The sequence below is a fragment of the Paraburkholderia sp. BL6665CI2N2 genome (genome assembly GCF_004366535.1).
In the GTDB taxonomy this organism is placed as follows: domain Bacteria; phylum Pseudomonadota; class Gammaproteobacteria; order Burkholderiales; family Burkholderiaceae; genus Paraburkholderia.
The window spans coordinates 946447-973094 of record NZ_SORC01000001.1 but is presented as its reverse complement, the minus strand read 5'-3'; the positions used below and the strand labels follow the sequence as shown (position 1 = coordinate 973094).

At 63.0% G+C, this 26648-nt stretch carries 21 protein-coding genes and 2 pseudogenes; 13 read left to right on the top strand and 10 right to left on the bottom strand.

What is annotated here, in order from left to right; all coding sequences use genetic code 11:
- Nucleotides 1-46 precede the first annotated feature (46 nt).
- Nucleotides 47-502 (top strand): type II 3-dehydroquinate dehydratase, encoded by a 456-nt coding sequence (locus B0G81_RS04270; protein WP_134133638.1) that lies wholly within the window; start codon nt 47-49, stop codon nt 500-502.
- Nucleotides 503-806: 304 nt separating this feature from the next.
- A pseudogene (locus B0G81_RS04265) lies at nt 807-2316 on the top strand (MFS transporter).
- A 107-nt stretch (nt 2317-2423) separates the two neighbouring features.
- On the opposite strand, the gene kdgD reads toward B0G81_RS04265, so the two are convergent.
- From kdgD to B0G81_RS04250, 3 genes are all read right to left on the bottom strand, one after another.
- Complete coding sequence (gene kdgD, locus B0G81_RS04260) at nt 2424-3341, bottom strand: 5-dehydro-4-deoxyglucarate dehydratase (RefSeq protein ID WP_134133637.1); 918 nt, start codon at nt 3339-3341, stop codon at nt 2424-2426.
- Between the two features lie 77 nt (nt 3342-3418).
- A complete protein-coding gene (gene gudD / locus B0G81_RS04255; protein ID WP_134133636.1) occupies nt 3419-4768 on the bottom strand; it encodes a glucarate dehydratase in 1350 nt (449 codons plus the stop codon).
- 132 nt (nt 4769-4900) lie between these two features.
- Nucleotides 4901-6232 (bottom strand): MFS transporter, encoded by a 1332-nt coding sequence (locus B0G81_RS04250; protein WP_116123014.1) that lies wholly within the window; start codon nt 6230-6232, stop codon nt 4901-4903.
- A gap of 421 nt (nt 6233-6653) precedes the next feature.
- On the opposite strand from B0G81_RS04250, the gene B0G81_RS04245 reads away from it, so the two are divergent.
- The 3 genes from B0G81_RS04245 to B0G81_RS04235 all read left to right on the top strand — a co-directional run bounded on the left by B0G81_RS04245 (nt 6654) and on the right by B0G81_RS04235 (nt 8631).
- Nucleotides 6654-7364, top strand: coding sequence for a FadR/GntR family transcriptional regulator (locus tag B0G81_RS04245; RefSeq protein WP_106279158.1), 711 nt, complete (start codon nt 6654-6656; stop codon nt 7362-7364).
- An 87-nt stretch (nt 7365-7451) separates the two neighbouring features.
- Nucleotides 7452-7601: a hypothetical protein gene (locus B0G81_RS04240; RefSeq protein WP_208328506.1), complete on the top strand. Its 150-nt coding sequence runs from the start codon at nt 7452-7454 to the stop codon at nt 7599-7601.
- A 13-nt stretch (nt 7602-7614) separates the two neighbouring features.
- Nucleotides 7615-8631 carry a LysR family transcriptional regulator gene (locus B0G81_RS04235; protein ID WP_347877440.1) on the top strand — a complete coding sequence of 339 codons (1017 nt, stop codon included), beginning with the start codon at nt 7615-7617 and terminating at the stop codon, nt 8629-8631.
- A 127-nt stretch (nt 8632-8758) separates the two neighbouring features.
- Here the strand turns inward: B0G81_RS04235 and B0G81_RS04230 are convergent, their stop codons facing one another.
- From B0G81_RS04230 to B0G81_RS04210, 5 genes are all read right to left on the bottom strand, one after another.
- Nucleotides 8759-9868, bottom strand: coding sequence for an alkene reductase (locus tag B0G81_RS04230; protein ID WP_134133635.1), 1110 nt, complete (start codon nt 9866-9868; stop codon nt 8759-8761).
- Between the two features lie 230 nt (nt 9869-10098).
- The gene (locus B0G81_RS04225) at nt 10099-10296 is read right to left on the bottom strand and encodes a hypothetical protein (protein ID WP_208328505.1); all 198 of its coding nucleotides are present in this window, start codon (nt 10294-10296) and stop codon (nt 10099-10101) included.
- A gap of 19 nt (nt 10297-10315) precedes the next feature.
- A complete protein-coding gene (locus B0G81_RS04220; RefSeq protein WP_116146229.1) occupies nt 10316-10630 on the bottom strand; it encodes a hypothetical protein in 315 nt (104 codons plus the stop codon).
- 1 nt (nt 10631) lies between these two features.
- Nucleotides 10632-11990, bottom strand: coding sequence for an acyclic terpene utilization AtuA family protein (locus B0G81_RS04215; RefSeq protein WP_134133634.1), 1359 nt, complete (start codon nt 11988-11990; stop codon nt 10632-10634).
- 29 nt (nt 11991-12019) lie between these two features.
- The gene (locus B0G81_RS04210; protein ID WP_134133633.1) at nt 12020-13324 is read right to left on the bottom strand and encodes a citrate:proton symporter; all 1305 of its coding nucleotides are present in this window, start codon (nt 13322-13324) and stop codon (nt 12020-12022) included.
- A 100-nt stretch (nt 13325-13424) separates the two neighbouring features.
- On the opposite strand from B0G81_RS04210, the gene B0G81_RS04205 reads away from it, so the two are divergent.
- From B0G81_RS04205 to B0G81_RS04195, 3 genes are all read left to right on the top strand, one after another.
- Complete coding sequence (locus B0G81_RS04205; RefSeq protein WP_134133632.1) at nt 13425-14318, top strand: LysR family transcriptional regulator; 894 nt, start codon at nt 13425-13427, stop codon at nt 14316-14318.
- Nucleotides 14319-14494: 176 nt separating this feature from the next.
- On the top strand, nt 14495-15004 hold the full coding sequence (locus B0G81_RS04200; RefSeq protein ID WP_243856351.1) for a DUF2844 domain-containing protein: 510 nt from the start codon (nt 14495-14497) through the stop codon (nt 15002-15004).
- A 30-nt stretch (nt 15005-15034) separates the two neighbouring features.
- Nucleotides 15035-16360 (top strand): DUF3443 domain-containing protein, encoded by a 1326-nt coding sequence (locus B0G81_RS04195; RefSeq protein WP_134133631.1) that lies wholly within the window; start codon nt 15035-15037, stop codon nt 16358-16360.
- A gap of 102 nt (nt 16361-16462) precedes the next feature.
- Here B0G81_RS04195 and B0G81_RS04190 read toward each other — a convergent pair whose 3' ends face one another.
- Nucleotides 16463-17314: an IclR family transcriptional regulator gene (locus B0G81_RS04190; protein WP_181916845.1), complete on the bottom strand. Its 852-nt coding sequence runs from the start codon at nt 17312-17314 to the stop codon at nt 16463-16465.
- 164 nt (nt 17315-17478) lie between these two features.
- Between B0G81_RS04190 and B0G81_RS04185 the strand changes: the two are divergent.
- The 5 genes and pseudogenes from B0G81_RS04185 (at nt 17479) to B0G81_RS04165 (ending at nt 24089) form a co-directional block, all read left to right on the top strand.
- A pseudogene (locus B0G81_RS04185) lies at nt 17479-18675 on the top strand (acyl-CoA dehydrogenase family protein).
- 8 nt (nt 18676-18683) lie between these two features.
- A complete protein-coding gene (locus B0G81_RS04180) occupies nt 18684-20936 on the top strand; it encodes an acetate--CoA ligase family protein (RefSeq protein ID WP_134133630.1) in 2253 nt (750 codons plus the stop codon).
- A 141-nt stretch (nt 20937-21077) separates the two neighbouring features.
- On the top strand, nt 21078-22466 hold the full coding sequence (locus tag B0G81_RS04175) for an MFS transporter (RefSeq protein ID WP_134133629.1): 1389 nt from the start codon (nt 21078-21080) through the stop codon (nt 22464-22466).
- 181 nt (nt 22467-22647) lie between these two features.
- On the top strand, nt 22648-23466 hold the full coding sequence (locus B0G81_RS04170; protein ID WP_134133628.1) for an alpha/beta hydrolase: 819 nt from the start codon (nt 22648-22650) through the stop codon (nt 23464-23466).
- 392 nt (nt 23467-23858) lie between these two features.
- Nucleotides 23859-24089 (top strand): hypothetical protein, encoded by a 231-nt coding sequence (locus B0G81_RS04165; RefSeq protein WP_106278622.1) that lies wholly within the window; start codon nt 23859-23861, stop codon nt 24087-24089.
- 107 nt (nt 24090-24196) lie between these two features.
- Here B0G81_RS04165 and B0G81_RS04160 read toward each other — a convergent pair whose 3' ends face one another.
- Nucleotides 24197-26425 (bottom strand): NADP-dependent isocitrate dehydrogenase, encoded by a 2229-nt coding sequence (locus B0G81_RS04160; protein WP_116123004.1) that lies wholly within the window; start codon nt 26423-26425, stop codon nt 24197-24199.
- Between the last annotated feature and the right edge of the window lie 223 nt (nt 26426-26648).

The window sequence follows — 26648 nt, the reverse complement described above, 5'->3', positions numbered from 1 at the left end:
GGCGTCGCGCTGAATCATGGAAATTTTGCAAACAGGCGATCGAACAATGACTGAACTCGTATATGTACTGAATGGCTCGAACCTCAACATGCTCGGCAAGCGGGAGCCGCATCTGTATGGGAAGACTACTCTGGCGCAAATCCAGCAGCAGGTGGAGGCGCTCGCGGTCCGGCTGGAGCTTCAGTGCGAGTTCCGCCAGACCAACAGCGAGGCCACCATGGTCGACTGGCTACAGGAAGCGTTCGAGCGCGATGCCGCGGTGATCATCAACCCGGCGGGATTTTCGTTTGCGTCGGTGCCGGTGTTCGACGCGGTCAAGCTGATCGAGCGACCGTTGATCGAACTGCACATCACCAACATCCACAAGCGCGACGAAACCTATCGCCATTCGCTGATTTCGCGCGCGGCCACCGGCGTGATTTGCGGACTCGGCGCGAACGGCTATCTCGTCGCGCTGCAAGCAATGGCGATGGCGCTCGGCAAAAGTCCGAGTTTCGCCTGACGCTGAGACTGCATCATGCGTGGGGCCGCCCGGCTTGCGCGCGACTCAAGCGCCTCTTGCCGCCTCACCCACTCACCATGCCGTGCCGCCCGCGCACGGCATTTTTCTGTCCTGACATCCCAGCGAATAGTTTTGATTAAGGGGAAACCCGTATAATCCGTTGCAAGAGGTCAGACAACTAGAGGACATCGTCGTCAAGACCCTGACCCGCGCCGGCCGCGCAGCGTCCGCCTTGAAACGCCTTGCCCCCAGATCCGTGAATCCGACCGCCACTGCCCTGCCGTTCCGCAACGCCCTGTTCGCCATGCTCGGCATCGGCCTCGTCAACATGCTGGTCGCACTCGATCAGACGGTCGTCAGCACCGCGCTGCCTTCAATCGTCGCCGAGCTGCATGGCTTCGAGTACTACGCGTGGATCGCCAGCGCGTATCTGCTGGCTTCGGTGGTGACGGTGCCGGTATTCGGGCGGCTCGGCGACTACTTCGGCCGCAAGCGTTTCGTGATCGCCGCGGTGATCACGTTCACGGTGGCGTCGGTGCTCTGCGGCGTCGCGAACGACATGCTCTTTCTCGTGATCGCACGCGGCTTGCAAGGCGTCGGCGGCGGGATGATGGTGGGCACCGCGTTCGCCTCGATTCCCGATCTGTTTCCCGATCCGCGCGCGCGAGTGCGCTGGCAAGTGGTGATGGCCGCCGCGTACGGCATCGGCACCGCGGCGGGACCGTCCCTTGGCGGCTGGATGAGCGAACACTGGGGCTGGCGCTCGACCTTTCTGATCAATCTGCCGGTCGGTGCGGCAGCGCTGTATTTCATCTGGGCACATCTGCCGGCCTTCCGGCGTGCGCATGAAGGCGAAGTCAAAATCGACTGGCTCGGTGCGGCGCTCGTCGCGGCGGTGCTCGGCGGCCTGCAGGCTTTTATCGAAGCCGTGCCGAAAAAACGGCCTGACCGCCGGCAATCTCACGCTGGCCGCTTGCGTGATCGCGGGCGCAATCGCGCTACTGATCTGCGAAAAGCGCGCTACCCACCCGATCATTCCGCTCGACCTGTTCAACGACCCGCAACTCGTCACGCTCTTTACGCTCGGCATGCTGTCCGGTTTCGTGATGTTCTCGCTGATTTTCTTCGCGCCGCTGCTGCTGCAAGGCGGCTTCGGATTGTCGCCGCAACAGGCCGGCCTGCTGGCGACGCCCATCGCCGCCTGTATCGCGCTCGGCAGTCTGCTGAATACGCGCATCGTGATTCACATGAAGAAGCCCACGCAAATTTTGTCGATCGGTTTTGCGCTGCTGCTGTTCGCCGCCATCGCGCTGGCGTTTGCGAATCCGGACACACCGCACGTCTGGATCGAATTGCCGATGGCCGCGGTCGGCATCGGCCTCGGCTTCATCCTCAACAATCTGAATGTGTTCGCCCAGGAAATTGCCGGACGCGAGCGCTTCGGCATCACGACCGCGCTGCTGCAATCCACGCGCATGGTGGGCGGGATGCTCGGCACGAGCATTGTCGCGACGGTGGTGCAGCATCATTACCGCGACGTGGTCACGCGCACGATGAGCGTGATCGGCGAGCCGGCCGCGTCGCAATGGCGGCCTCGCTTCGTCGACCTGCGCATTCTCATCGACGAAGCGTCGCGTCTGAAGCTGATCGCGGATATGAAGCCATCAGGGCTCAATACGCTCGCGTTGATCGACACGGCGCGCGATGCGCTGGTGCAGTCGATTCACATCGGCGTGTGGCTGACGGCGGTCGCTGCACTGGCGGCCGCGTTGCTGGTGCAGCGGATCTCTCACGTGGTGTTTCGCAAGAGCTGAAGGCGGCGACGGGTCTCGGCGCAGGCCGCGTGGAGACCTGTTCGAACCGTCGAGACAAACGCCGCGCGAACATCGCGGCGTTGTATTGGCGCAAATCCAGCGTCCGCTTACTGCGCGCCGAGCTTTTTGATCAGCGCATCGAGTTGCGCGATTTCTTCTTCTGTCAAATCGGTCAACGGTGCGCGTACCGGGCCGGCGTCGTGGCCTACCAGTTTCGCGCCCGCCTTCACAATGCTCACCGCGTAACCTGCGCGACGATTCCGGATTGCCAGATACGGCAAAAAGAACTCGTCGAGCAGCCTGCCTTGCGTTGCATGATCGTTGGCGGCAACCGCGCGGTAAAACTCCATCGCCGTCTTCGGAATGAAGTTGAACACCGCCGATGAATACACCGGCACGCCCAACGCCTTATACGCCGCCGCATAAACTTCCGCGGTCGGCAGGCCGCCGAGATACGAGAAACGGTCGCCCAGGCGCCGGCGAACCGTTACCATCGCTTCGATTTCACCCACGCCATCCTTGAAGCCGATCAGGTTCGGACAGCGGTCCGCGAGACGTTCGAGCATGTCCGCGTTCAGCTTCGAATTCGCCCGGTTGTAGACGATCACGCCGATGTTCGGCACGGCCTTGCACACCTGCTCGACGTGCGCCGCGATGCCTTCCTGTGAGGCTTCGGTCAGATAATGCGGCATCAGCAGCACGCCGCTTGCGCCAAGACGTTCGGCTTCCTGCGCGTATTCGATCGCCACGCGCGTAGGGCCGCCCGCGCCCGCGAGAATCGGCACCTTGCCCCGGCAGGTGTCGGTCGCCGTGCGGATCACGTTCGTGTAGTCGGCTTTCGTCAGCGAAAAGAATTCGCCCGTGCCGCCCGCGGCGAACAACGCAGTCGCACCGTAGGGCGCGAGCCATTCGAGGCGCGCAGCATAGGTGTCGGCGCGAAACTCGCCGTGTGCGTCGAAATCGGTCACGGGAAAGGACAGCAGCCCTTCGGAAACGATGGTTCTGAGTTCTTGAGGTGAAGTCATGGCGTGTATAGCGTTTAAGGCGTCAGGCGTGGTGGGCGCGCGCGGTGATTCGCGCCGCCACCCGGATCATGATTGGATTAGCGCACCAGGCACGGACGCTTGTTATCGAACTTCCAGTTCGGAATCAGGTATTGCATGGCCACGCCGTCGTCGCGCGCGCCCAGGCCGTGCTGCTGATAAAGCGCGTGCGCCTTTTCGATCTCGTCCATGTCGAGTTCGATACCGAGCCCCGCGGCCTGCGCCACCTTGACCTTGCCGCCGACAATCCGCAGCGGCTCTCGCGTCAGACGCTGGCCGTCCTGCCAGATCCAGTGCGTGTCGATCGCGGTGATCTTGCCGGGCGCGGCGGCGGCCACGTGCGTGAACATCGCGAGCGAAATGTCGAAGTGATTATTCGAGTGCGAGCCCCACGTGAGGCCCCAGTCGTTGCACATCTGCGCGACGCGCACCGAGCCCTGCATGGTCCAGAAATGCGGATCGGCAAGCGGAATATCCACGGAGTGCAACTGGATCGCGTGACCCATCTGGCGCCAGTCCGTCGCGATCATGTTGGTCGCCGTCGGCAGGCCGGTCGCGCGGCGGAATTCGGCCATCACTTCGCGGCCTGAATAACCGTTTTCCGCGCCGCACGGATCTTCCGCGTAGGCAAGCACGTCGTGCTGATCGCGGCACAGGCGCACCGCTTCGGCGAGCGACCAGGCGCCGTTCGGGTCCAGCGTGACGCGGGCTTTAGGGAAACGTTCGGCGAGCGCGGTGACGGCTTCGATCTCGGCGTCGCCCGACAGCACGCCGCCTTTGAGCTTGAAGTCGTTGAAGCCGTAGCGCGCTTGCGCGGCTTCGGCCAGACGCACCACAGCCTCGGGCGTCATGGCTTCTTCGGTACGCACGCGCTCCCAGTCGTCGCGGCCTTCGGCGCCGCTCGCATATTCCAGATCGGTTTTCTTGCGGTCGCCGATATAGAACAGATAGCCGAGCATTTCCACTTCGTCTCGTTGCTGGCCTTCGCCGAGCAATGCGGCGACGGGCACGCCGAGATGCTGACCGAGCAGATCGAGCAGCGCGGCTTCGAGCGCGGTCACCGCGTGAATGGTGGTGCGCAGATCGAAGGTCTGCAAACCGCGGCCGCCGGCGTCGCGGTCGGCGAATTGCGTGCGCGCCTTGTTCAGGACCGCTTGCAGATTGCCGATCGACTGACCGACGACGAGCGGACGCGCGTCGTCGATAGTCTTACGGATACTCTCGCCGCCCGGCACTTCACCGACGCCGGTGTGTCCCGCGCTGTCGCGCAGAATGACGATATTGCGCGTGAAGAACGGGCCGTGCGCGCCGCTCAGATTGAGCAACATGCTGTCGCGCCCGGCAACGGGCACGACACGCAGTTCAGTGACGACCGGCGTAGCGTTCGATTCGGAAGGTTTCGTGGACATGAGGTTGGACCCGATGAGTTAGTGAGCCGGGCGGCGGAAATCGAGGCGCTTTGCGAGCGCGCTCGATAGCGGCACCGGACGGAAACTGGCAATGACGTGACGCATACTGGGCGGCTCTGTCAATCAGTGTAGTCAGTGAGTTTTATGCTGGAGCGATTCCGGCAGCGCGGCGTGATTCACGCGCCGGTTGCGCGCGAGGAAACCGGCCGCCGCCGCGATCAACGAAGCCACCGCGAGGCCGTACAGGCCGCCGGTAATCGAACCGGTATGCTGCTGCAGATAACCGAACGCCGCCGGCGCGAAGAACCCGCCGAGATTGCCCACCGAGTTGATCAGCGCGATCACCGCCGCGGCCACGCGGGCGTCGAGATAACCCTGCGGGATCGGCCAGAACAGCGAAGCCGCCGCCTTGAAGCCGATCGCCGAGAAACAGATCGCCACGAAGGACAGCACCGGATCACCGGAAGTCGAAGCGAACAGCCCACACGCTGCGATGACGAGCGCCACGGCGAGCCACGCTTGCTGGAAGCGCCATTTCGCCGACAACAACGCGAAACAGTACATCGCGAACATGGCGATAAGCCACGGAATCGCGTTGAGCATGCCGACTTCGAAGTCGGACAGGCCGCCTATTTTGCGGATGATCGTGGGCAGCCAGAAGGTGGCCGCGTAGATGGTCAATTGAATCGCGAAATACAGGAAGCAGAACAGCAGAATCTGCGGATCCTTGAGCAGCTTCAAGGCCGGCAGATGCGCGCCGCCATGCGCCTCGCGTTCGGCCTGCTCCGCCGCGATCGACGTTTGCAACACATGCTGCTCTTCAGCCGTGAGCCACGAGGCATCGCGAATACGCGACTTCAGCAGCGTCCAGCTCACCGCGCACAACACGATCGAAAAACCGCCTTCGACGAGAAACATCCATTGCCAGCCGTGCAAACCGAAGCCGCGAATGGACAGCAGACTGCCGGTGATCGGACCGGACAACACCGAGGCAAGCGCGGAACCGCCGAGAAATACCGCTACCGCCTTGCCCCGTTCCTTCTGCGGCAGCCATTGCGTGAAGTAAAAGACCACGCCGGGAAAGAAGCCGGCTTCGGCAACGCCGAGCAGAAAGCGCAACACGTAGAACGAGGTGTCGTTCCAGACGAACGCCATCGCCGCCGCGACCAGTCCCCATGTGCCCATGATGCGGGTGAGCCACGCGCGCGCGCCGTACTTCTGCATCAACACGTTCGACGGCACTTCGAACAGCGCATAGCCGATAAAGAACAGACCGCTGCCGAGGCCGTAAGCCGCGGCACCGATACCGAGATCGGTCTGCATGTGCGAATTGACGAAGCCGATGTTCACGCGGTCGATGTAGTTCGCGATGAACATGATCAGAAACAGCGGCAGCACGTGCCGCTTGACCTTGGAGACCGCTGATTCGAGCGGATCGGCGGCGGTGGTGAGAGCAGACGTCAAGATTGTCTCCAGTTTCGGCCGCTCACGCGGCCTGATCGAGCGCAACACGGCGCGTTCAGGAGCGCTGATTCGCGCGCCAAACGCGTGATACGTTGTCTGACGACAGTCTACCGTGTTTACTTCATGCTTTCCAATGCCGTGTTTACCCTGCAATCACGCCGTTTAGGCCGCTCCCAAGCGGAACGTGGCATCGAGCAGAAAAGGAGATAACATTAAATAGGACGTCCGACCTCCTTGGAGATTAGCGTGCTCTCCGGCGCACACGCCGCAGCCGAACCTCGTCCACGCAAACCATCGCCAACGCGAGAATCAAATCGTTCTCATCCGGACAAACGCTATGATGGCTATACCGAACGTCACACGTCGCGACTCGCACGCGCAACGTGCGCATTTCCAGCCGAACAATCAACCAGCCACAGAAATGAGCAGCCTAACTGAGAAGGTGGTGGCCACCCTTTCCGATGAAATCCGCCGCGGCGCCCTGAGGCCGGGCGACCGCATTCCCACCGAAGTCGCGATGATGAAGCAGCTTTCGGTGAGCCGTTCCGTGGTGCGTGAGGCGATTTCGCGCCTGCAGGCGGCCAAGGTGGTCGAGACGCGTCACGGCATCGGCACCTTCGTCCTGGAACCGGCCACGGAAAAAACCATGCAGTTGCCCGCCGCCGATCTCTCCAGCATGCTCGACGTGATGGCGATCATCGAATTCCGCATCGATGTCGAGGCCGCGTCCGCCGCACTCGCCGCGGCACGCCGCACCGACCAGAATCTCAAGCAGATGCGCGCCGCGCTGGAGCGTTTCGAGTCCGAACTCGAGCGCGGCAGCACGGACACGCTCGCGCACGACATCGAGTTTCATTTGCAGATCGCACGCGCGAGCGGCAATCGCTATTTCTTCGACGTGCTCAGCCAGCTTGGCCGCGCGGTGAGTCCTCGTACTCGTCTGGGTTCAGCGGAGATCGCGGAACTCGACCATATCGAGCATTTGCGTAACGTGCTCAGCGAGCATCAGATGATCTATCGCGCGATAGAACGGCAAGACCCGGACGATGCGCGCGCCGCCATGCGCATGCACCTGAGCAATAGCCGCGAACGGCTGCGCCGCGCCCACGAGTTGAGCCAGGCGAGCGGCTGATTCGCCTTTAGCCGGTGGCTCCCCGCCCCCCTTTCATCCCCACAAAAAATACAATCGTACTGGTTTAAATACCAACCGGACGGCAAGGTGCGAGCCGATACGAATTGCAAGCAACTCGCCACGTTCATCGTGTCGTCGATGCAAGGCGCGTTTCTGCTCGCCAAAGCGCAGCGCGATCCGGCGCCGGTCGTCAATCTGAAGGAAGTGCTGATTTCCAGCGTGTTGCAGCGGGCCTGACAAGGAGCTTCCCATGACGCAGCCCGATCAGCCAGGTCGTCCTGCCGCAGCCACGGCGCGCGTACCCGCGCAGACCGTGAACGGCGAAAGCGGCGCTTCGCCCGGCGCGATGGATCGCTTCGGCTCGCTCAACGTGTTCGTGCGCGCCGCCGAAACCCGCAGCTTCACTGAAGCGGGGCGCCAGTTGGGCATTTCATCGTCGGCGGTGGGCAAGGCGATCTCGCGGCTCGAAGGACGCCTCGGCGTGCGGCTCTTTCACCGCAGCACGCGCAGCATCGCGTTGACGCCCGAAGGCGCGACCTTTCTGACGCGCTGCCAGCGCATCATCGGAGAAATCGAGGCGGCCGAGAACGAACTGGCGCTCGCCAATGCCGCGCCGCGCGGACTGCTGCGCGTCAGCATGCCGATGGTGAGCACGTTGATGATGCCGGTGATCGCGGCATTCATGAAGACGTACCCGGACATCGTGCTGGATATCGACTTCTCGGACCGCATGGTCGATGTGATCGAAGAAGGTTTCGATGTCGTGACCCGCACCGGCGATGCGATCGACTCGACGCTCGTCACGCGCACGATGGGCACGTACCGGCATGTGATCGTCGGATCGCCCGCCTACTTCGCGCAGCGCGGCGTACCCAGCGAGCCCGGGCAACTGCGCGAACACGCGTGCTTGCAACATCGTTTCCCCACTACCAACAAACTGCGGCGCTGGCCGTTGATGCGCGACGGCGAGTTGCTGAACATCGACCTTCCGACCACGGCCATCGCCACCGCCGTCGAGCCCTTGACCATGCTTGCCGAACAGGACCTGGGGCTAGCCTGCGTGCCGGACTTCACGATACGCGCGCAGCTCGCGGGAGGCACGCTGGTTGCCGTGCTGCAAACGTACACGGATACCCCGACTGTGTTTCGCGCGCTGTGGCCTTCCGGGCGTCAGATCTCGCCTAAAGCGCGAGTCTTCGTCGATTATCTGAGCGAGCATCTGTTTCCGGTTTCCGCGGCGGCGGCGCGTGGCGCTGGCCACGCTTGAATGTGACGCCTGTGGGCGCCCGGGCGCTTTCAACGCGTACTGCCCCGCGCGAAAAAGCCGGCGTATTCAGCAATATGCTGAGCATGCCGGCTTTCATGAGACATCCTGATTCGCGTCTTCAGCGAGCTTATGCGCTCACGGCCTCTTCCTCATAAAACGGATAGTCCGTATAGCCCACTTCCGTGCCGCCGAAGAACGTCGGCCGATCGTATGCATTGAGCGGCAGATTAAGGCGCAGCCGTTCCGGCAGATCCGGGTTGGCGATAAAGTCGCGACCGAATGCGACGAGGTCGGCGTCGCCGTCGACGAGGATCGCTTCCGCCGAATCGCGCTTGAAACCACCCGCGGCGATGATCGTCCCCGCATAGTGCTTGCGGATCGTCTGCGCGGCGACCGGATCCGGATTGCGGCTTTCATCTTCGACATTGCCGGCGATGCGCGGCTCGATCAGATGCAGATACGCGAGATCGAGCTTCGCCAGTTCGGCCGCGACGTAGCTGAAAAGGCCGACCGGATCGCTGTCCGACATATCGCCCCACGAACCGCTCGGCCCGAGACGCACGGCAACTTTGTCGCTGCCCCACACGGAAATCACGGCACGGGTCGCTTCCGTCAAAAGGCGCGCGCGATTTTCGAACGAACCGCCGTAGATATCCGTGCGCTTGTTGCTGCCGTCCTGCAGGAACTGGTCGAACAGATAGCCGTTCGCCGCGTGCAATTCGACGCCGTCGAAGCCCGCCTTCACGCCACGTTCAGCCGCGGTGCGGAAACTCTCCACAATGCCGGCGATCTCGTCGATCTCCAGGGCGCGGTTCGGCGTGTTGGGAATCCAGCCGGCCGTGGTGTAAGCGACGCCGCCATGCAGCACTTCCGACGGGCCGACCGGACTCCGCCCTTCCGGCTGCAACTCAGCGTTCGACTGACGTCCCGCGTGATAGAGCTGCAGGAAGACCTTGCCACCCTTCGCGTGCACCGCGTCGGTGACTTCGCGCCAGCCGGCGATCTGGCTGTCGTCGTAAAGGCCGGGCGCGCCCAGGTAGCCGTTGCCTTCAACGGCGGCAATCGTCGCTTCGCCGATCAGCAATGCGCCTGCGGAAGTGCGTTGCGCGTAATACTCGGCCATCAGGCGGCCGGGGCGCGCGCCGTCTTCGGCACGCATGCGGGTCAGCGGTGCGAGCACCACGCGGTGCGCGAATTCATAAGGTCCTACTTTGACCGACGTAAAGAGCTTGCTCATGATGTTTTCTCTCTCGATGTGATCCGGGGAATGATTGCCGCCGAGCGTTGCGAACGCTGTCTGGCGTTGATGACAATCTATAGGCGCGGGTCGTCGAGAAAAACGGGCCGCGGCTCCGAAGACTTGGGAGCCCGCAGTCCGCAATGCGCTGAAACCCTTGCGCCTGCTGGATGCACAGCCGTCACTGATTGTTTCAACGGCGCGGCAACTGTGTTTCAACAGCGCGCCGGTTACTTGTCGAGCACGTGCTTGAGGCTCGCGTGACGTGTGCTGAACGTCATGATCACGAGCAGGCTGAGCATCGCGAGCAAGCCGCCGAAGTGCGTCATCGAGGCGATGCTGAGGTGATCGACCACCGCGCCGCCCGCCAGCGAGCGAGCGCGATCGAGGCGGTGCCGCCCTGGGAAGAAGCGGACGCCTGAGGGCATCCGCAAACGTATCAGCGCACTACGAGGCAGGCGCCTCGACATCAAGATCCATCAACGCCGAACTCAGCGACTTGCCGTGCGCATCGAGCGCGAGCGAACGCGTGACACCGCCGCCGAGCGCATTGCCGAGCACGAAGTTAAACGCTGCAATGGTGGGCAGTTCATGGCGCACCACGTCGCCCTGCACGACATCGCGCAGATGCGCCTTCACGCGTTCCGGCGTCAGTACCGCGCGTAGATGTTCGTAATGCTTCGCGTCGTAGCAGATCACCGAGATGTTCAGCGTATTGCCTTTGTCACCGGTACGCGAATGAGCCAGTTGACGTAATTTCATCTCACGCCTCCACCATCGAGAACGCCGGCGTCGCATGCTCGCGCGGCAGCAAAACCGATTGCACCGCGACGACTTCGCGCGCCGACTTCGTGACGCCGCCTCCGCCCGCCGGACCGTTGGTGTAAAGCGTCTCCACCTCGTTGCCGAGCTGCACGGCCTGAGCGAGCAAGGTGGTGCGTCCCGCCACTCGCGCTCGTACCTCGTACGGCTCCGCGTAACCGGCAGCTGCGGTTTCGCCGTGCAATGCGTTCACGCCGATCAGATCGAAGCGCAATTCACGCGTCTCCACGCCGGTCAACACAAGCCGCTCCCGCACGATATCCAGTGCGAGTCGCGCACGCGCCAACGCGCCCGGACCGCCATAGGAAATTTGACCTTCGCCGATATAGCCATCGAAATAAGCAACCGACACTTTCAGCGTATCCGTACGCGGCGTGCCTCGCCCGCCGCTCACGCGAACGCGATCCGGCGCTTCCTGCGCGACGCGAACCTGTGAGAAATCCGCGACCACGTCCGGTTGCAGATAGCGCTGCGGATCGTGAATCTCGTACAGCAGTTGTTCCTTGCACGTCGCTTCAGTGACGCGTCCGCCGGCTTGCGCGAGCTTGGTGACGACCACGGCGCCGTCCTGCCCGACTTCGGCAATCGGAAAGCCGAGTCTCGCGAGGTCAGGAACATCCTTGAAGCCCGGGTCCGCGAAATAGCCGCCGGTGATTTGCCCCGCGCATTCGAGCAGATGGCCGATCACCGTCGCCTGGCCGAGCGTCTGCCAGTCGTCCATGCGCCAGCCGAATTCGTGAATCAGCGGCGCGACGAACAGCGAAGGATCGGCCACGCGTCCGGTCAACACGATCTGCGCACCGGCCGCGAGCGCATCGACGATCGCGCTCGCGCCGAGATACGCGTTCGCGGACACGAGCCGCTCCTTGTAGTCCGCGACACGTTCTCCGGATTCCACGAAACTGAAATCGCCCTGACTCACCACGTCGAGCACGTCGTCACCGGTGACGGCGGCAATCTTCACGTCGCCGAGACCGAGCGAGCGCGCGATTTCCGCGGTCTTGCGCGCCGCCGCGAGCGGATTCGCGGCACCCATGTTCGAAATGATCCGCACGCCGTTGCGCAACGCGGCCGGCAACACCGCCTTCATGCGCGTTTCGAGCAACGGGTCGTAGCCGAGTTCGGGGTCCTTGCTGCGCGCCTGTTGCGCGATCGCAATCGTCCGCTCCGCGAGGCACTCGAAGACGAGGTAATCGAGCGCGCCGTGTTCCGCCAGTTCGACCGCCGGTTCGATGCGATCGCCGGAATAACCCGCGCCCGCGCCGATACGCACGGTCCGTTGAAATTGAGTGGCTGTCATGCTGGTCACATCCGTTCGTTCAGTGATGCTCACAGTGGGAATATCCCCAGCACGACGCAGGCAATCGTCATGACGATCGACGCGCCGAACAGCAAGGGGAACGTGAATTTCTGATGGTCGGCGAGATCGATGCCGCACAGGCCGACCACGAGAAACGTGGCCGGTGTCAGCGGGCTAACCGGAAAGCCGGTGGTCATCTGGCCGAGCAAGGCGGCCTGGCCGACGTGCACCGCAGGCACGCCGAGCTGGCCGGCCACTTCCGCGATCACAGGCAGCACGCCGAAGTAGAACGAATCAGGATCGAACAACATGCTGAGCGGCATCGACAGCAAGCCAAGCGCGATGGGAATATGACCGGCCATCGCGGGCGGCACGAAACCGACCGCCGCTTGCGCCATCGCCTTCAGCATGCCGCTGCCTTGCATCACGCCGGTGAACACGCCGGCCGCCAGCAAAATGCCCGCCATCATCAAGGCCGCGCGGGCATGCGCGTCGATCCGTTTGCGCTGCATGTCCACGTTCGGATAGTTGACCATCAGCGCAACGCACAGGCCGACCATGAACATGATCGCCGGCGGAATCTTCTCGCCCATCACGACCATCGTGCCGAGCACGACCAGCGTCAGCACGATGTTGAACCAGAAGTTTTTCGGCCGGCGCAGAGCCTGTTCTTCGGGCGTCAGTTCCCGTTTGGGCATGGGCACCGACCCGCTCGCGGCCGTAAGACCGAGCCGCTTTTCCTCGCGCCGGCCGAGCCAGAACGCCATGCCGAACACGAACACGAGGCCGATCGCCTGCACCGGAATCAGCGGATTGAAGAGCGCCGAGATCGGCAGATGCAGCGAGGCGGAGGCGCGAATCATCGGCCCTGTCCACGGCAGAAAGTTGATGCCGGCCGCCATTGAAACCGCTGCGGCCAGCACGCGCCGGTCCATCTTCAGGCGATCGTAGAGCGGCAGCATGGCCGGAATCGTGACCAGAAAGCAGACGGCGCCGGAGCCGTCCAGATGGATCAGCAGCGCGAGCAGCGTAGTGCCCATCACGATGCGCGTGGGCCGCGTGCCGACGGCGCGCAGAATGCGGTCGATGATCGGATCGAGCGTGCCCGCGTCAGTGATGGTGCCGAAGTACAGAATCGCGAACACGAACATGCCGACGACCGGCGCAAGATTCTTGAGACCGTCGATCACGAACTTGCTGGTCTGAAACCCGAAGCCGCCGATAAGCGACGCCGCAATCGGCACGATGATGAGCGCCACCAGCGGCGACATGCGTTTCGACAGAATCGCGCCGAGCAGCACGACGATGGTTGCGAGCCCCAGTAGTGGCAGCATGTGCTTGTCTCCAAAGATTGTTTTTTACTGCGATCCAGCGTAAGTTCGAAGCGGCTATAAATCAATTGAAATGATTTGATCGCAGCAATTACAAACCATCATGGATCTGAATCTTCGGGACGTCCGCGCGTTTATCGCCGTCGCGCAAACGGGCAGTTTTACGCGCGCGGCGACGCGGCTGCATCTGTCGCAACCGGCGCTGACGGTGCAGATTCGCCGGCTTGAAGAAACGGTCGGCATGCGCCTGTTCGACCGCAATAGCCGCAATGTCGCGCTCACACCGACCGGCCGTGAACTGCTGCCGCTGCTACAGAAGTCGCTGCATGACATGGAACATGTGCTGATCGACGCGCGCGCGCTGGGCGTTGGCGCAAGCGGCACGGTACGGATCGCCTGTTTGCCGACCTTCGCGGCCAGCGTCTTGCCCGAACTCGTGCAGGACATCAAGAAGGCCGTGCCGCGCGTGAGCTTTCATGTGCGCGACGTGGTCGCGAGCATGGTCAACACGTTGGTGCGCAATGAAGAGGTCGACATCGGGCTGACCGGCGGCCAGCTCGACGATGCCGCTTTCGAGCTGCTGCATGCGGGCATCGACCGGCTGGTTGCCGTGTTCCCGAAACGGCATGCGCTTGCCCGGCGGCGGCGCATCACGTTGGCCGATCTTGCCGCCGCGCCGCTCGTGTTGACCGCGCAAGGCACGAGTGTGCGGGCGGTGGTCGATAGCGCTTTCGCGAACGCCCGCTGCACGCCGGAGATCGCGTGCGAACCGACCTACATGATGAGCGCGGTGGCGATGGTGCGCGCCGGCCTCGGCGTAACGATCTTGCCGGAGTCGGCACGCGAAGTCAGGGCGGAGCCCGAGTTGATCGTGCGCGCGGTCGACGACCCCGCATTCACTCGCCCTATCGCGCTGATCAAAAAGCGCGGCCGGACATTGCCGCCCGTAACCGAGACCTTCGTTTCGATGCTGATCGAGAAGCTCGGCGAGAAATGAACAGCAGCCGAATGCGCGTTAGCTTTCATTTTCAAACAGAGCCGGATTATCACCGTTAATCGTCTGATTTAATTTAACACTCCCGCGTTAATATCGGCTTCGCGCGAGTTCGGGGGATTAAAGACCGCTCGCGCGTGTTTCCAAAACTCCAAAAACTTCGAAAACGAAAACTGATAATGAGTCAATTTCGAATACTCGCGGCGGCCGCGGCTTCGTTCGCTCTGACAGCGCTGACCGCTCCGGCGTATGCGGCACTGGGCGGCGCACCGACCTATCCGGTCACGGCCAGCAGCACGAGCGCAGGGGCGGCCGGCCAGAATAACGCGGCAGTGGCGCGCTTCGCCGCCAGCGGCAATGCCGCCTCGGCGAATTACACGGTGAGCCAGACCACGCTGCCCTCGGGCACCGTCGTAAGCGAGTACATCAGCGCCGGCAATACGGTGTTTGCCTTGAGCTGGGAAGGCCCGACCATGCCGCCGCTCAAGACGCTGCTCGCCACTTATTTCCCGACTTATGTCCAGGCACTCACGGACGCCCACGCCACGCAAGGCGGCGGCTACGGGCCCGCCGTCGTGCATCAGTCGGCGCTGGTCGTGGAGACCGGCGGCCATATGGGCGCATTCGTGGGCCGTGCCTATTTACCGCAAGCGCTGCCGCAAGGTGTGAGCGCTGACGATATCAAGTAACTCATTAAAATCATTAGAGAGAGAACAACAGTGCGCAAAATCGCAAGGATTATTGCCGCGGGGCTCGGGCTCGGATTGGCACTCAGTCTCGCCGGCTGCGGCGGGGGTGGCGGCTCCAGCAACAACGCAACGGCCAATGCACCAGTTGCCGCCAGTGCGCCGGTGGGCCCGGGCAACACGACGTCCAATCCCCTCGTCACCGACTCGACACCCAACGTGCTCGCCGTCGACGCGTCCGCCGTGCCCACGCCAGCCAATGCCGGCAACACAATGTCGGTCACGGTCAGTGCAACGGGCATTCATAATCAGCCCATGGTCAGCGTCAAGATCTGCGCCCCCGGCTCCAACGCAGCCACGAGTTGCACGACGATTCCGAACGTGATCGTCGATACGGCGTCGTTCGGGCTGCGACTGGTGCGCTCGGCGATTCCGAATGCCACGTTCAGTGCGCTCACCGCCGAAACGGATCAATCGAGCGGGCTGCCGCTCGCCGAATGCGCGTTGTTCGGCAGCGGCTACGCATGGGGCTCGGTGCATCTGGCGGACATCGGGCTGTCGAACGAGGTTGCCCCGTCGGTGCCGATCCACGTGATTGGCGATCCCGCGCTTACCATTGCCGCACCGTCTGAATGCCAGGTCGGCCGTCAATTGGCGAGCGCGGCCGATCTCGGCGCGAACGGCATTCTCGGCATCGGCGTGAGCCCGACGGACTGCGGCTCGCAATGTGCGCTGACGGCGATCTCGCAGTTCTATTACACCAACGCCGGCAATGCCACGTCGGTGTCCGTCGCAAAACAGATCAGCAATCCGGTCGCGCGCTTCCCGCAAGACAACAACGGTGTGATTCTGGAAATGGCGCAGGTGTTGGATAGCGGCAGCGCGACCGCTCAAGGCACGCTCGTGTTCGGCATCGATACGCAGGCCAATAACGTGCTGAACGGCACGGGCGCGCCGATTCTCCGAACGGATCTGAATGGCGACTTCACGTCCTCTTATGGCGGCACCACGTTCACGCAGACGTTCTTCGATTCGGGCTCGACGGTGATGTTCTTTCCGGACACGACGATCGCTCGCGACACGTCGTCCGGGTACTACATCCCGGCTGCGACCGTGGGTCGTACTTCGACGCTGGCAGGGACCAATCCGGCGACCGTGACGCTCGGCTTCAATATCGCGAACGCCGCGACGCTGACGTCCTCGGGGAATAGCGCGTTCAACAATCTCGGGATCTACATGACCCGGCAGTTCGACTTCGGTCTGCCGTTCTTTTATGGCCGTCATGTGTATTACGGCATTTCGGGGCGTGCTTCGTCGGGGGGCGGGACGGGGCCATATGTAGCTTATGTTTCGAGTTGAGTCACGGTCGTCCCGCCTGTGAATGACGCTCAATCCGCCATGCGGTGACAACAGCGCGGCGATAAAAACGAAACCCGGCCTGCGTGCCGGGTTTCGTCCTTTTCAGTAAATTCCCATCGCCCCTTCCACACTGCGCACCATCGAAACGAGCCGCGGCCCGATATCGCCTTCCAGTTGATTATCCTTCAGCAGATAAGAAGGCACGCCGCAATTGAAAACGAGAATCTCGCCATCGGCTGACGGCTTCATCGGCACGGCGACGGCATGGATCTCGCGACGCAGGTCGCCGTAGGACACGCAAAAGCCCCGCTCGTAGAAATAGTCGATTGCGCTCAGTACGCGCTCGCGGAAGGTGCTCCATTCATGCGGCGACTTCACCGCGATTTCATTGCACAGCGCCTCGCGCCGCTCAGCGGGCAGCGCCGCAAGCAGCGCGCGGCCCATCGCCGTTCGCACGATCGGATAGCTCAGCCCGATATCCGCCGGCATTCCAAGCGGCGTACTGCTGCGGCTGCTTTCCAGATACACGACGTTGAGCCGGTCACGCATGCCGAGCGAAACTGAACCGCGAATCTGATCCGCCAGCTCCTTCATCGACGGCCGCGCGATCTGGCGCACGCTCATGCTCGCAAGCAACGGATAACTCAGCGACAACACGGCCGAGCCGAGCTGAAACTTGTTATTCATCCGATTGACGCGCAAATAGCCGAGCCGCGTGAGCGTGTAGGTAAAGCGTGAAATCGTCGCCTTGGTCATGCCGGTGCGCGCCGCCAATTCGGCATTGCCGAGTTGCGATTCGCGCGGCGTGAAGCAATGCAGGATGTCGAGGCCGCGCGCCAGCGTGGTGGCGAACTGGCGGTCGCCGTCGAATTCGTCCGGCACGTAGCGCGCTTTCGAATCCAGGTAATCGCCGGTGAGCGCCGCCGCGTCGGACTGCTTGCTGTTGGCTGCCATCGCTGTTGCTCTCTCTTCTCCGTGATGGCCTATTCTGCGCTCCGCGTTCTGCATATCCAAACTCTGTTCTGCATAGTCGAACAAATCGCTCCGACTGCCGGTAAATCTTCGATAGTGAAGTCACAAATCGACCCAGATAAGCGACTCACATGACGGAGACAAGCATGACCAGCCATTCCTCACACTTCGACGCGATGCTCGCGTGCGTCGCAAAGTTCGTCCGCGACGAAGCAATCCCGCGTGAAAACGAGATCGAACAGGCGGACGCCGTACCGGCCGACCTCGTTCAACGCATGCGCGAGCTCGGCTATTTCGGCTGGAGCATTCCGCGCGATTTCGGCGGCGCCGGGCTGTCGACCGAGCAGTTGGTGCGCGGCGCGTTTTAGCTTTCGCAGGCGTCGGTGGCATTTCGCGCTCGGGTGGGCACCAACACCGGCATCGGTTCAGAAGCACTGGTCGCCGACGGCACGGACACGCAGAAACAGCGCTATCTGCCGCGGCTCGCGTCCGGCGAATTCACCGGCGCTTTCGCGCTGACCGAGGCCGATGCAGGCTCGGATGCCACGGCATTGCGCACCACGGCGCGGCGCGACGGAGATCATTACATTCTCGACGGCAGCAAGTGCTTCATCACCAATGCGCCGATTGCCGATCTCTTCACCGTGATGGCGCGAACCGAGCCGGCCACGCCAGGCGCGGGCGGCATTTCCGCGTTTCTCGTCGAGCGTGGCACGCCGGGTCTTTCCACCAGTGCGCCTTACGACAAGATGGGCCAGGCGGGCTCGCCGGTCGGCGACGTAGTGTTCGAAGGATGCCGCGTGCCGGCAGTCAACCTGATCGGCGGCAAGGAAGGCATGGGTTTCCGCACCGCGATGAAGGTGCTGAACAAACAGCGCATCCACCTCGCCGCACTATGCACAGGACCGGCCATGCGCATGCTCGAAGAAGCGGTCGCCTACACCTCGCGGCGCGAGCAGTTCGGCAAGCCCGTGGCCGAATTCCAGCTCGTGCAGGCGCTGATCGCCGAATGTCAGACTGAAATTTACGCCGCGCGCTCGATGATCCTCGAAACCGCGCGCAAGCGCGATGCCGGCGAGGATGTCGCGCTGGAGGCGTCGATGTGCAAGATGTTCGCCTCGGAAATGTGCGGCCGCGTCGCGGATCGCGCGGTGCAGATGCTCGGGGGACGCGGCTATCTGGCGGGCAACGCGGTCGAAAGGTTTTACCGCGACGTCCGCGCCTTTCGCATCTATGAAGGCACCACGCAGATTCATCAATTGAACATCGCGAAGATCACTCTGCGGCGCGCCGCCGAGCGAGATCAGGCGAAAGTTCGCGCCGACGCCGCGTGTGCAGCATGAGGACCGCCATGAACCCAGCAACCCATGACGCCGGCGCGCTCGATATCGGCCGACTTGTCGAGCCGCGCTCCATTGCGATCATTGGCGCGTCGAACGATCCGAAGTCGATCAGCGGCCAGCCGATGCGCTTTCTTATGCAGCACGGTTACCAGGGCACGCTCTATCCGGTGAATCCAAAATATGCGCAGATCGACGGCGTCGCGTGCCATGACAGCATCGCCGCTTTGCCGTCCACGCCCGATCTCGCGCTGATCCTCGTCGCCGCGCGCCGCGTTCCGGACATGCTGCGTCAGTGCGGCGAAAAAGGTGTGGGCTTTGCCATCGTCTATAGCTCGGGTTTCGCCGAAGCCGGCGAAGCGGGTGCCGCGCTGCAGCGTGAATGCGCGGACATCGCGAAGGCTCACGGCATTCGCGTGATCGGACCGAACTGCCAGGGTTTCGTCAGTACGGGCGCAAATGTCTACGCCGGATTCGGCGCACCCTTCGGCGTCGCTTATCGGCGCGGCGGCCTGTCGCTGATTTCGCAAAGCGGCGGCTTCGGTTGCGCGCTGCTTCTCATGGCCGACGAACTGGGCATCGGCTTGCGGCACTTCATCACGACTGGCAACGAGGCCGATGTCAGCCTGCTCGATCTCGTCGACGCGTGCATCGCCGATCCGCACACCTCTCTGATCGCGACGTACATCGAAGGTCTGAAAGACGCGGGACGGCTGGTCGACGTGGCGAACCGCGCGCTCGACGCAGGCAAACCACTGCTCGCCTGGAAGGTCGGCAACACCGCCGACGGCGCCAAGGCCGCCGCGTCGCATACGGCGAATCTGGGCGGCGCCTCGGCGCTGTATCGCACGGCCTTCCGTCAGACGGGGGTGATCGAAGTGAGCGACGTCGCCGACCTCGGCGACTACGCCCGCGCGTTCGAAGCCGGACGCCTGCCGCGCGGCAAGCGGATCGCGGTCGTCACGCTCTCGGGCGGCGCCGGCATTCTCATCACCGACGCCTGCGCTGAGCGCGGCATGTCGGTGCCCGCGTTGTCGGCAGCGACGCTCGAGCGCCTGAAGCCGATCGTGCCCGCGTTCGCCTCGCTGAACAATCCAATCGACCTGACCGCGGGCATCCTCGCGGAGCCGAAAATTTTCGCGGACGCCTTGCAAATCATCGCCGACGATCCGAATATCGACGCCATCGCGATCATGGCCGCGGCAGCGAGCGGCGAAGTCGCGCAGGCGATGGCCACGGCGATCGTGCGCGTCTACGGCAGCATCGACAAACCGCTGATGCTCGCCTGGAATGCGCGCCGCGACATGGCCCGCGAAGCGTACGAGACGATCGAGGCGCACGGTGTGCCTCTGTACGCGACGCCGGTGCGTTGCGGACGCGCTTTCGCCGCGTTGTCCGATTATGCGCAGGCGCGTCGCGCGCGGGCAGAGGCGCGCGATCCGATGCCGCGAGCTTTGCGTCGCTACGACGTCGAGCACGCCCATGCGTTGCTGGTCGATTGTCAGGGCAAGCATGGCGACCTGAACCTGACCGAACACGCTTCGCAAGCGCTGCTGCGCGACTACGGCATCGATGTCCCGAAAAGCGGGCTCGCGCAGAATCGTGACGAAGCATGCGCGCTGGCGCGGGCAATCGGTTTTCCACTGGTCATCAAGGTGCAGTCGCCGGACATCGCGCATAAGACCGAAGCCGGTGCCGTGCGGGTCGGTATCCGCGATGAAGCGACGCTGGCCGCCGCCTTCGACGAAATCGTCGGGAATGCGCACCGTCATGTGCCGCACGCGAGGATCGAGGGCGTGCTGGTGCAGGAGGAAATCCGCGATGCGATCGAGATGATCGTCGGTATCGAAAACGACGCGTCGTTCGGACCGGCGGTCATGTGCGGGCTCGGCGGTATCTATGCCGAAGTGCTGAAGGACGTGAGCTTCCGGCTCGCACCGGTCACCCATGCGGACGCTCACGCGATGATTCGCGAGTTGCGCTCGTTCGCGATGCTCGACGGTGCGCGCGGCAAGCCGCCCGGCGATATCGAGGCGCTCGTGGAGACCATCGTCGCGCTATCCACGATGGCGCTCGATCAGCAGGCGAGCCTGCGTGAACTGGATATCAATCCGCTCTTCGTGCTGCCCGCGGGCAAAGGCGTGCGCGCCGGCGACGCTTTGGCGCGCCTGCTGCCGCGCGCTGCTGACTCGAACGACGCTGCGTACCGCACCGGCGCCATGCACGAAAGCGAGCATTGCGCGCCGGCCGTGGTGGACGGATAGTGCAGCGGCGCCGGGCCGCTTTGAGATCGGGCGCCGCTGGGCCGCCGCATGACGCGCAACGCTATTGCGAGACATGTGACAGCACGTAACGACAGACACGGCGACGCTCACCGCAGTTGGCATTTTTCGCGCGAGACCATCATGCACGGCTATTCGCATTCAGACGCATCGACATCCGGCGACAACACGTCCGTCGACGTCGAACGCACTTATCGCAAGATCTTTTTCCGGCTGATTCCGTTGCTGTTTCTCTGCTACGTGATCAGCTATATCGACCGCGTCAACATCAGCTTCGCCAAGCTTCAGTTCATGCACGACCTCGGTTTTTCGGAGTCGACATATGGTCTGGGCGCGGGGCTTTTCTTCATCGGCTACGTGCTCTTTGAAGTGCCGAGCAATCTGTGGATGCAGCGTATCGGCGCACGCCGCACGCTTTTACGCATCATGTTCGCGTGGGGGCTGGTGTCGAGTCTGATGATGTTCGTGCGCACGCCGACGCAGTTCTACGCCATGCGCTTCCTGCTCGGCGTGACTGAAGCGGGCTTCTTCCCCGGCATCATCTTCTATCTGAGCTGCTGGTTTCCGGGCGCGCGGCGCGCTCGCGTCACCGCCTTCCTGATGATGGCGACGGCGGTGGCCGGGATTGTCGGCGGCCCGATGTCGGGGTTCATCATGACGCGGCTGGCCGGCGTGGGCGGCTTACCCGGCTGGCAGTGGCTGTTCCTGCTCGAAGGCGTGCCGGCGGTGACGCTCGGCATCGTCGCCTTCCTCCTGCTCGGCGACAAGCCGGACGATGTGAGCTGGCTCGACGAGCATGAGAAAGCGCTGGTCTCGCGTGAACTCGCCGCCGACGAAAAGGCGAAACAGACCGGCCATCTCGACGGACTGCGCGGCGCGCTCGCCAACCCGCGCGTTTATCTCGCGGCGCTCGTCTACTTCGCGGTGATGATGCCGTTCAACGCGATCGGTTTCTGGGCGCCCACCATCATCCGCGATCTGGGCGTCGCCAACGTGCTGGACGTGGGCCTGTTGTCGGCGCTGGTGTTCATCGCGGCGGCGCTTGGGACCTATGTGGTGGGCGCCAGCTCGGACCGGACCATGGAGCGGCGCTGGCACGTCGCGGTGAGCGCCTGCGTGACCGCGCTGGCGTTTGCCTTGTTGCCCGCCGCCGGCCATAACGTCACGCTCGGCGTCGGGCTGCTGGCGCTTGCCGCAGCGGCTTCGTATGGGTCGTTCGTGGTGTTCTGGACGATTCCGCAGACCTTCCTGCCGCGCTCGTCGGCGGCGGGCGGTATTGCGATGATCACGAGTCTCGGCGGCACCGGCGGGTTCGTGAGTCCGGCGTTCGTCGGCTGGGTCAAGACGCAGACCGGCAGCGCGCAATATGGATTGATCGGACTGGCTGTTGTTTTGCTCGCGGGCGTCGTGTTGATGCTGGTGGTGTTCCCCGCGCCGCGCAGAAAGCTCGCAGTGGGCGCGACTGGCGGCAATCCGGCGGCACAGACCGGGCTCGGACAGACGCGTCACTAGAAAGAGCCGTGTGGGGACGAAGGAAGATGTGCCCACACCGCCTGAATGCAAAATGTCGTAGGTCTGTTGATCTTCTGATGGCAATGCTGGCAACCTAGCGAATCACAACGCAGCATGTTGCAAGGACCGGAGTAGCGCGCCAAAAGCGCCAACTCCGGTCGACACAGCGGAGACAACGGCAATGGAACCCTCCACCCACCCGCACGACGACGACCTCGAACACTTCGAAGCCCGCGGCGCCGCGCCGCTGCCGGACCCGAGCGACGAAGGCTACGTCGAGCACGAAGGCGCGCGCATTTGGTACGCGTCCTATGGCGCAGGCGCGCCGGTGATCCTGCTGCACGGCGGCCTTGGACACAGCGGCAATTGGGGTTATCAGGTTCCGGCGCTGCTCGACGCGGGGCATCGCGTGGTGGTCGTCGACAGCCGCGGCCACGGCCGCAGCACCCGCGACGCGCGGCCCTACCGCTACGAACTGATGGCGTCCGACGTGCTGGCCGTCATGGACACGCTGCAACTCGAACGCGCCGCGCTGGTGGGCTGGAGCGACGGCGCCTGCGTCGCGATGGTATTGGGCGCGACCGCCCCTGAGCGCGTAGCGGGCGTGTTCTTCTTCGGCTGCAATATGGATCCGAGCGGCACCAAGCCGTTTGTACCCACGCCCGCGATCGAGCGCTGCTTCAGCCGCCATGCCAAAGACTACGCGCAGCTATCGGCGACACCGCGCGAGTTCGAAGCGTTTGTAGGCGCGGTCAGCGCGATGATGAAAACCGAGCCCAACTATTCCGCCGACGATCTTGCAAAGATTCGCGTGCCGGTCGCGATCGTGCAGAGCGAGCACGACGAGTTCATCAAGCCGGAACACGCCGACTATCTCGCCCGCAGCATTCCGGGCGCGGAGTTGATCCTGCTGCCCGGCGTGAGCCATTTCGCGCCGCTGCAAAGGCCCGCGCAATTCAATCGCGTGGTGCTGGATTTCCTGCGCCGGATTGCACGTTGAACAGGATGGCGGCGCTCGCCGCGTCTCCTGGCTGCGGCGCTTCGGCGCAAGCGTCGCTCAAAACCCTCAATATTTCACGATGCGGAACGATCACGCGCTTCGTAAAAAATCGTGGTGCGTGGCACAAATTCGGCATTTCGCAATGTCGCCCCACGTTGCATATCGTGAAACCAAAGCAATAAGCCGTTATTTATAAACAACAATTTTTGATTGAACGAAGCGTCTAACAGCCACTTGCGCCGCTGCATGCTGACGTAGACTCTTTTACAAGAGCCGGCGCTTCAGTAGTCGAGCGGAGCGGGAAGAGACAAAACACTGTCTGAAGAATCCCAACCTCTGAAACGAAGCCGCCACGGCACCGCGGTTTTTAAATGGTACTTGGGAGACTAAAAATGAAAGGCTTTCGCTTCGGTTCGAATCAGGGTGCTTTCTATATTTTGCCGGGCCAGGACGGTTGGGAGGCCACCTACGGCAATGAAACGCTCGGTGAATTTGCCAGCCCGCAACAGGCGGCGGACGACCTCGCGCGCGGCTTGATCTGCCCGCATCTCTCGGAAGCCGACGACACGTCGACGCTCGAGATTCCAGAGAAACTCAGCGATTGGGAAATCGTTCACGTGTGATGGCCGGCATGGCCATTGTCCACGTTGGCGTAGAAACGACGATGGCGCTTGAAAGCGCCATCGTCATGTTTACCGCTTGCTTCTGTGCGGCCTACGGCCTCAGTGCCTTACGCAATCGCGTCCACGATCTTGTTGAGCGTGGCGCTCGGACGCATGGCCTTGCTCGTCAGTTCGACATTTGGACGATAGTAACCGCCGATATCCACCGGCTTGCCTTGTGCCGCAGCCAGTTCTTCGACGATCTTCGCCTCGTTCTCAGCCAATGCCTTCGCCACGCCGGCGAACTGCGCCTGCAGCGCCGCGTCTTCGGTTTGCGCGGCCAGTGCTTCGGCCCAGTACAGCGCGAGGTAGAAGTGGCTGCCACGGTTGTCGATACCGCCAACCTTGCGCGCCGGCGACTTGTCGTTGTCGAGGAACTTGCCGGTTGCCTGATCCAGCGTCTTGGCCAGAACCTGCGCCTTCGGGTTGTGATACGCGCTGCTCAGATGTTCGAGCGACGCGGCCAACGCCAGGAATTCACCCAGCGAGTCCCAACGCAGGAAACCTTCTTCGACCAGTTGCTGAACGTGCTTCGGCGCCGAACCGCCCGCGCCGGTTTCGAACATGCCGCCACCGGCCATCAGCGGGACGATGGACAGCATCTTCGCGCTCGTGCCCAGTTCCATGATCGGGAACAGGTCGGTCAGGTAGTCGCGCAGCACATTGCCGGTGACCGAAATCGTGTCCTTGCCGGCGCGAATACGCTCGATCGAGAACCTGGTCGCCTCGACCGGCGTCATGACGCGAATGTCCAGACCGGTGGTGTCGTGGTTCTTCAGGTATTGCTCGACCTTCTTGATGATCTGAGCGTCGTGCGCGCGAGCCGCGTCGAGCCAGAACACAGCCGGCGTGTTGGTGGCGCGGGCGCGATTGACCGCGAGCTTGACCCAATCCTGAACCGGCGCGTCCTTGGTCTGGCACATGCGCCAGATGTCGCCTGCTTCCACCTGGTGTTCGATCAGCACCGTGCCGGCCGCGTCCGTCACGCGAACCACGCCGTTTGCGGGGATCTGGAACGTCTTGTCGTGTGAGCCGTATTCTTCAGCCGCTTGCGCCATCAGGCCGACGTTGGGCACCGTGCCCATCGTGACCGGATCGAACGCGCCGTGCTTCTTGCAGTCTTCGATCACCGCCTGATACACGTCCGCGTAGCAGCGGTCCGGAATCACGGCCTTGGCGTCGTGCAGCGCGCCGTCCGCGCCCCACATCTTGCCCGACTCGCGGATCATGGCCGGCATGGACGCGTCGACGATCACGTCGCTCGGCACGTGCAGGCTGGTAATACCCTTGTCCGAATTGACCATGGCCAGTTGCGGACGCTGTTCGTATTGCGCCTTGATGTCGGCTTCGATCGCGGCAACCGTTTCAGCCGGCAGGTCTTTCAGGCGCGCGTACAGATCGCCGATGCCGTTGTTCGGGTTGAAGCCGGCTTGCGCCAGCGCGTCGGCGTGCTTGCTCAGCACGTCTTTGTAGAACACCGACACCACGTGACCGAAGATGATCGGATCCGACACCTTCATCATGGTGGCCTTCAGGTGCACCGAGAACAGCACGCCCTTCGCCTTCGCGTCCGCGATTTCCGCTTCGATGAAGCTGCGCAGCGCGTTCTTCGACAGCACCGAAGCGTCGATGATCTCGCCCGCTTGCACGGCCGTCTTTTCCTTCAGCACCGTCTTCGAGCCGTCCGCTGCCGTCAGTTCGATCTTCACCGAACCGGCTGCGCCGATCAGCGCCGACTTCTCGCTGCCGTAGAAATCGCCGCCACTCATGTGCGCGACGTGCGACTTCGAGTCCGCGCTCCATGCGCCCATCTTGTGCGGATGCTTGCGTGCGTAGTTCTTGACCGACAGCGGCGCGCGGCGGTCCGAATTGCCTTCGCGCAGCACCGGGTTGACGGCGCTGCCCTTGATCTTGTCGTAGCGCGCCTTGACATCTTTTTCGGCGTCGGTATTCGCGACGTCCGGATAAGCCGGGAGCTTGTAACCCTGATCGCGCAGTTCGCTGATCGCGGCCTTCAGTTGCGGCACCGACGCGCTGATGTTCGGCAGCTTGATGACGTTCGCTTCCGGACGCGTGCTGAGTCCACCCAGCTCCGCCAGATCGTCGGGACCCTTCTGTTCCGCGCTCAGGTAATCGGGGAATGCAGCGATGATCCGGCCGGCAAGCGAAATATCGCGCGTTTCGACGATCACGTCGGACGAGCGCGTGAACGCCTTCACGATCGGCAGCAGCGAGTAAGTCGCCAGAGCAGGCGCTTCGTCGGTCAGGGTGTAGATGATCTTCGGCGGTGTGGACATGTTCGGTGCTTTGCTAGGTGAAGTGTTAGACAGAGCGTTCGGCGGTGCCGACCAGCACGTTGCGGCAAAACAACATTGCGGCGCGACGCATGGCACTACTTTCTACGGCCAAGCCGTGAGTATATGCGTGTTTTCCTCTACTCGCTGCTAAACAAACATATCCCGGAAACGCCATCAAGAGGGTCGAGCCCCGCCAGACAAGGCTTTGGGCCGATTTAGCGCC

Bases quoted from the DNA above. Each gene is read 5' to 3' on its own strand.
- B0G81_RS04180 (WP_134133630.1), top strand. From the start codon at position 18,684: ATGAACCCAGCAACCCATGACGCCGGCGCGCTCGATATCGGCCGACTT.
- B0G81_RS04225 (WP_208328505.1), bottom strand. From the start codon at position 10,296: ATGCCCTCAGGCGTCCGCTTCTTCCCAGGGCGGCACCGCCTCGATCGC.
- B0G81_RS04200 (WP_243856351.1), top strand. From the start codon at position 14,495: ATGAGTCAATTTCGAATACTCGCGGCGGCCGCGGCTTCGTTCGCTCTG.
- B0G81_RS04210 (WP_134133633.1), bottom strand. From the start codon at position 13,324: ATGCTGCCACTACTGGGGCTCGCAACCATCGTCGTGCTGCTCGGCGCG.
- gudD (WP_134133636.1), bottom strand. From the start codon at position 4,768: ATGTCCACGAAACCTTCCGAATCGAACGCTACGCCGGTCGTCACTGAA.
- B0G81_RS04220 (WP_116146229.1), bottom strand. From the start codon at position 10,630: ATGAAATTACGTCAACTGGCTCATTCGCGTACCGGTGACAAAGGCAAT.
- B0G81_RS04230 (WP_134133635.1), bottom strand. From the start codon at position 9,868: ATGAGCAAGCTCTTTACGTCGGTCAAAGTAGGACCTTATGAATTCGCG.
- B0G81_RS04190 (WP_181916845.1), bottom strand. From the start codon at position 17,314: ATGGCAGCCAACAGCAAGCAGTCCGACGCGGCGGCGCTCACCGGCGAT.
- B0G81_RS04245 (WP_106279158.1), top strand. From the start codon at position 6,654: ATGAGCAGCCTAACTGAGAAGGTGGTGGCCACCCTTTCCGATGAAATC.
- B0G81_RS04175 (WP_134133629.1), top strand. From the start codon at position 21,078: ATGCACGGCTATTCGCATTCAGACGCATCGACATCCGGCGACAACACG.
- B0G81_RS04205 (WP_134133632.1), top strand. From the start codon at position 13,425: ATGGATCTGAATCTTCGGGACGTCCGCGCGTTTATCGCCGTCGCGCAA.
- B0G81_RS04235 (WP_347877440.1), top strand. From the start codon at position 7,615: ATGACGCAGCCCGATCAGCCAGGTCGTCCTGCCGCAGCCACGGCGCGC.
- B0G81_RS04215 (WP_134133634.1), bottom strand. From the start codon at position 11,990: ATGACAGCCACTCAATTTCAACGGACCGTGCGTATCGGCGCGGGCGCG.
- B0G81_RS04165 (WP_106278622.1), top strand. From the start codon at position 23,859: ATGAAAGGCTTTCGCTTCGGTTCGAATCAGGGTGCTTTCTATATTTTG.
- B0G81_RS04270 (WP_134133638.1), top strand. From the start codon at position 47: ATGACTGAACTCGTATATGTACTGAATGGCTCGAACCTCAACATGCTC.
- B0G81_RS04170 (WP_134133628.1), top strand. From the start codon at position 22,648: ATGGAACCCTCCACCCACCCGCACGACGACGACCTCGAACACTTCGAA.
- kdgD (WP_134133637.1), bottom strand. From the start codon at position 3,341: ATGACTTCACCTCAAGAACTCAGAACCATCGTTTCCGAAGGGCTGCTG.
- B0G81_RS04160 (WP_116123004.1), bottom strand. From the start codon at position 26,425: ATGTCCACACCGCCGAAGATCATCTACACCCTGACCGACGAAGCGCCT.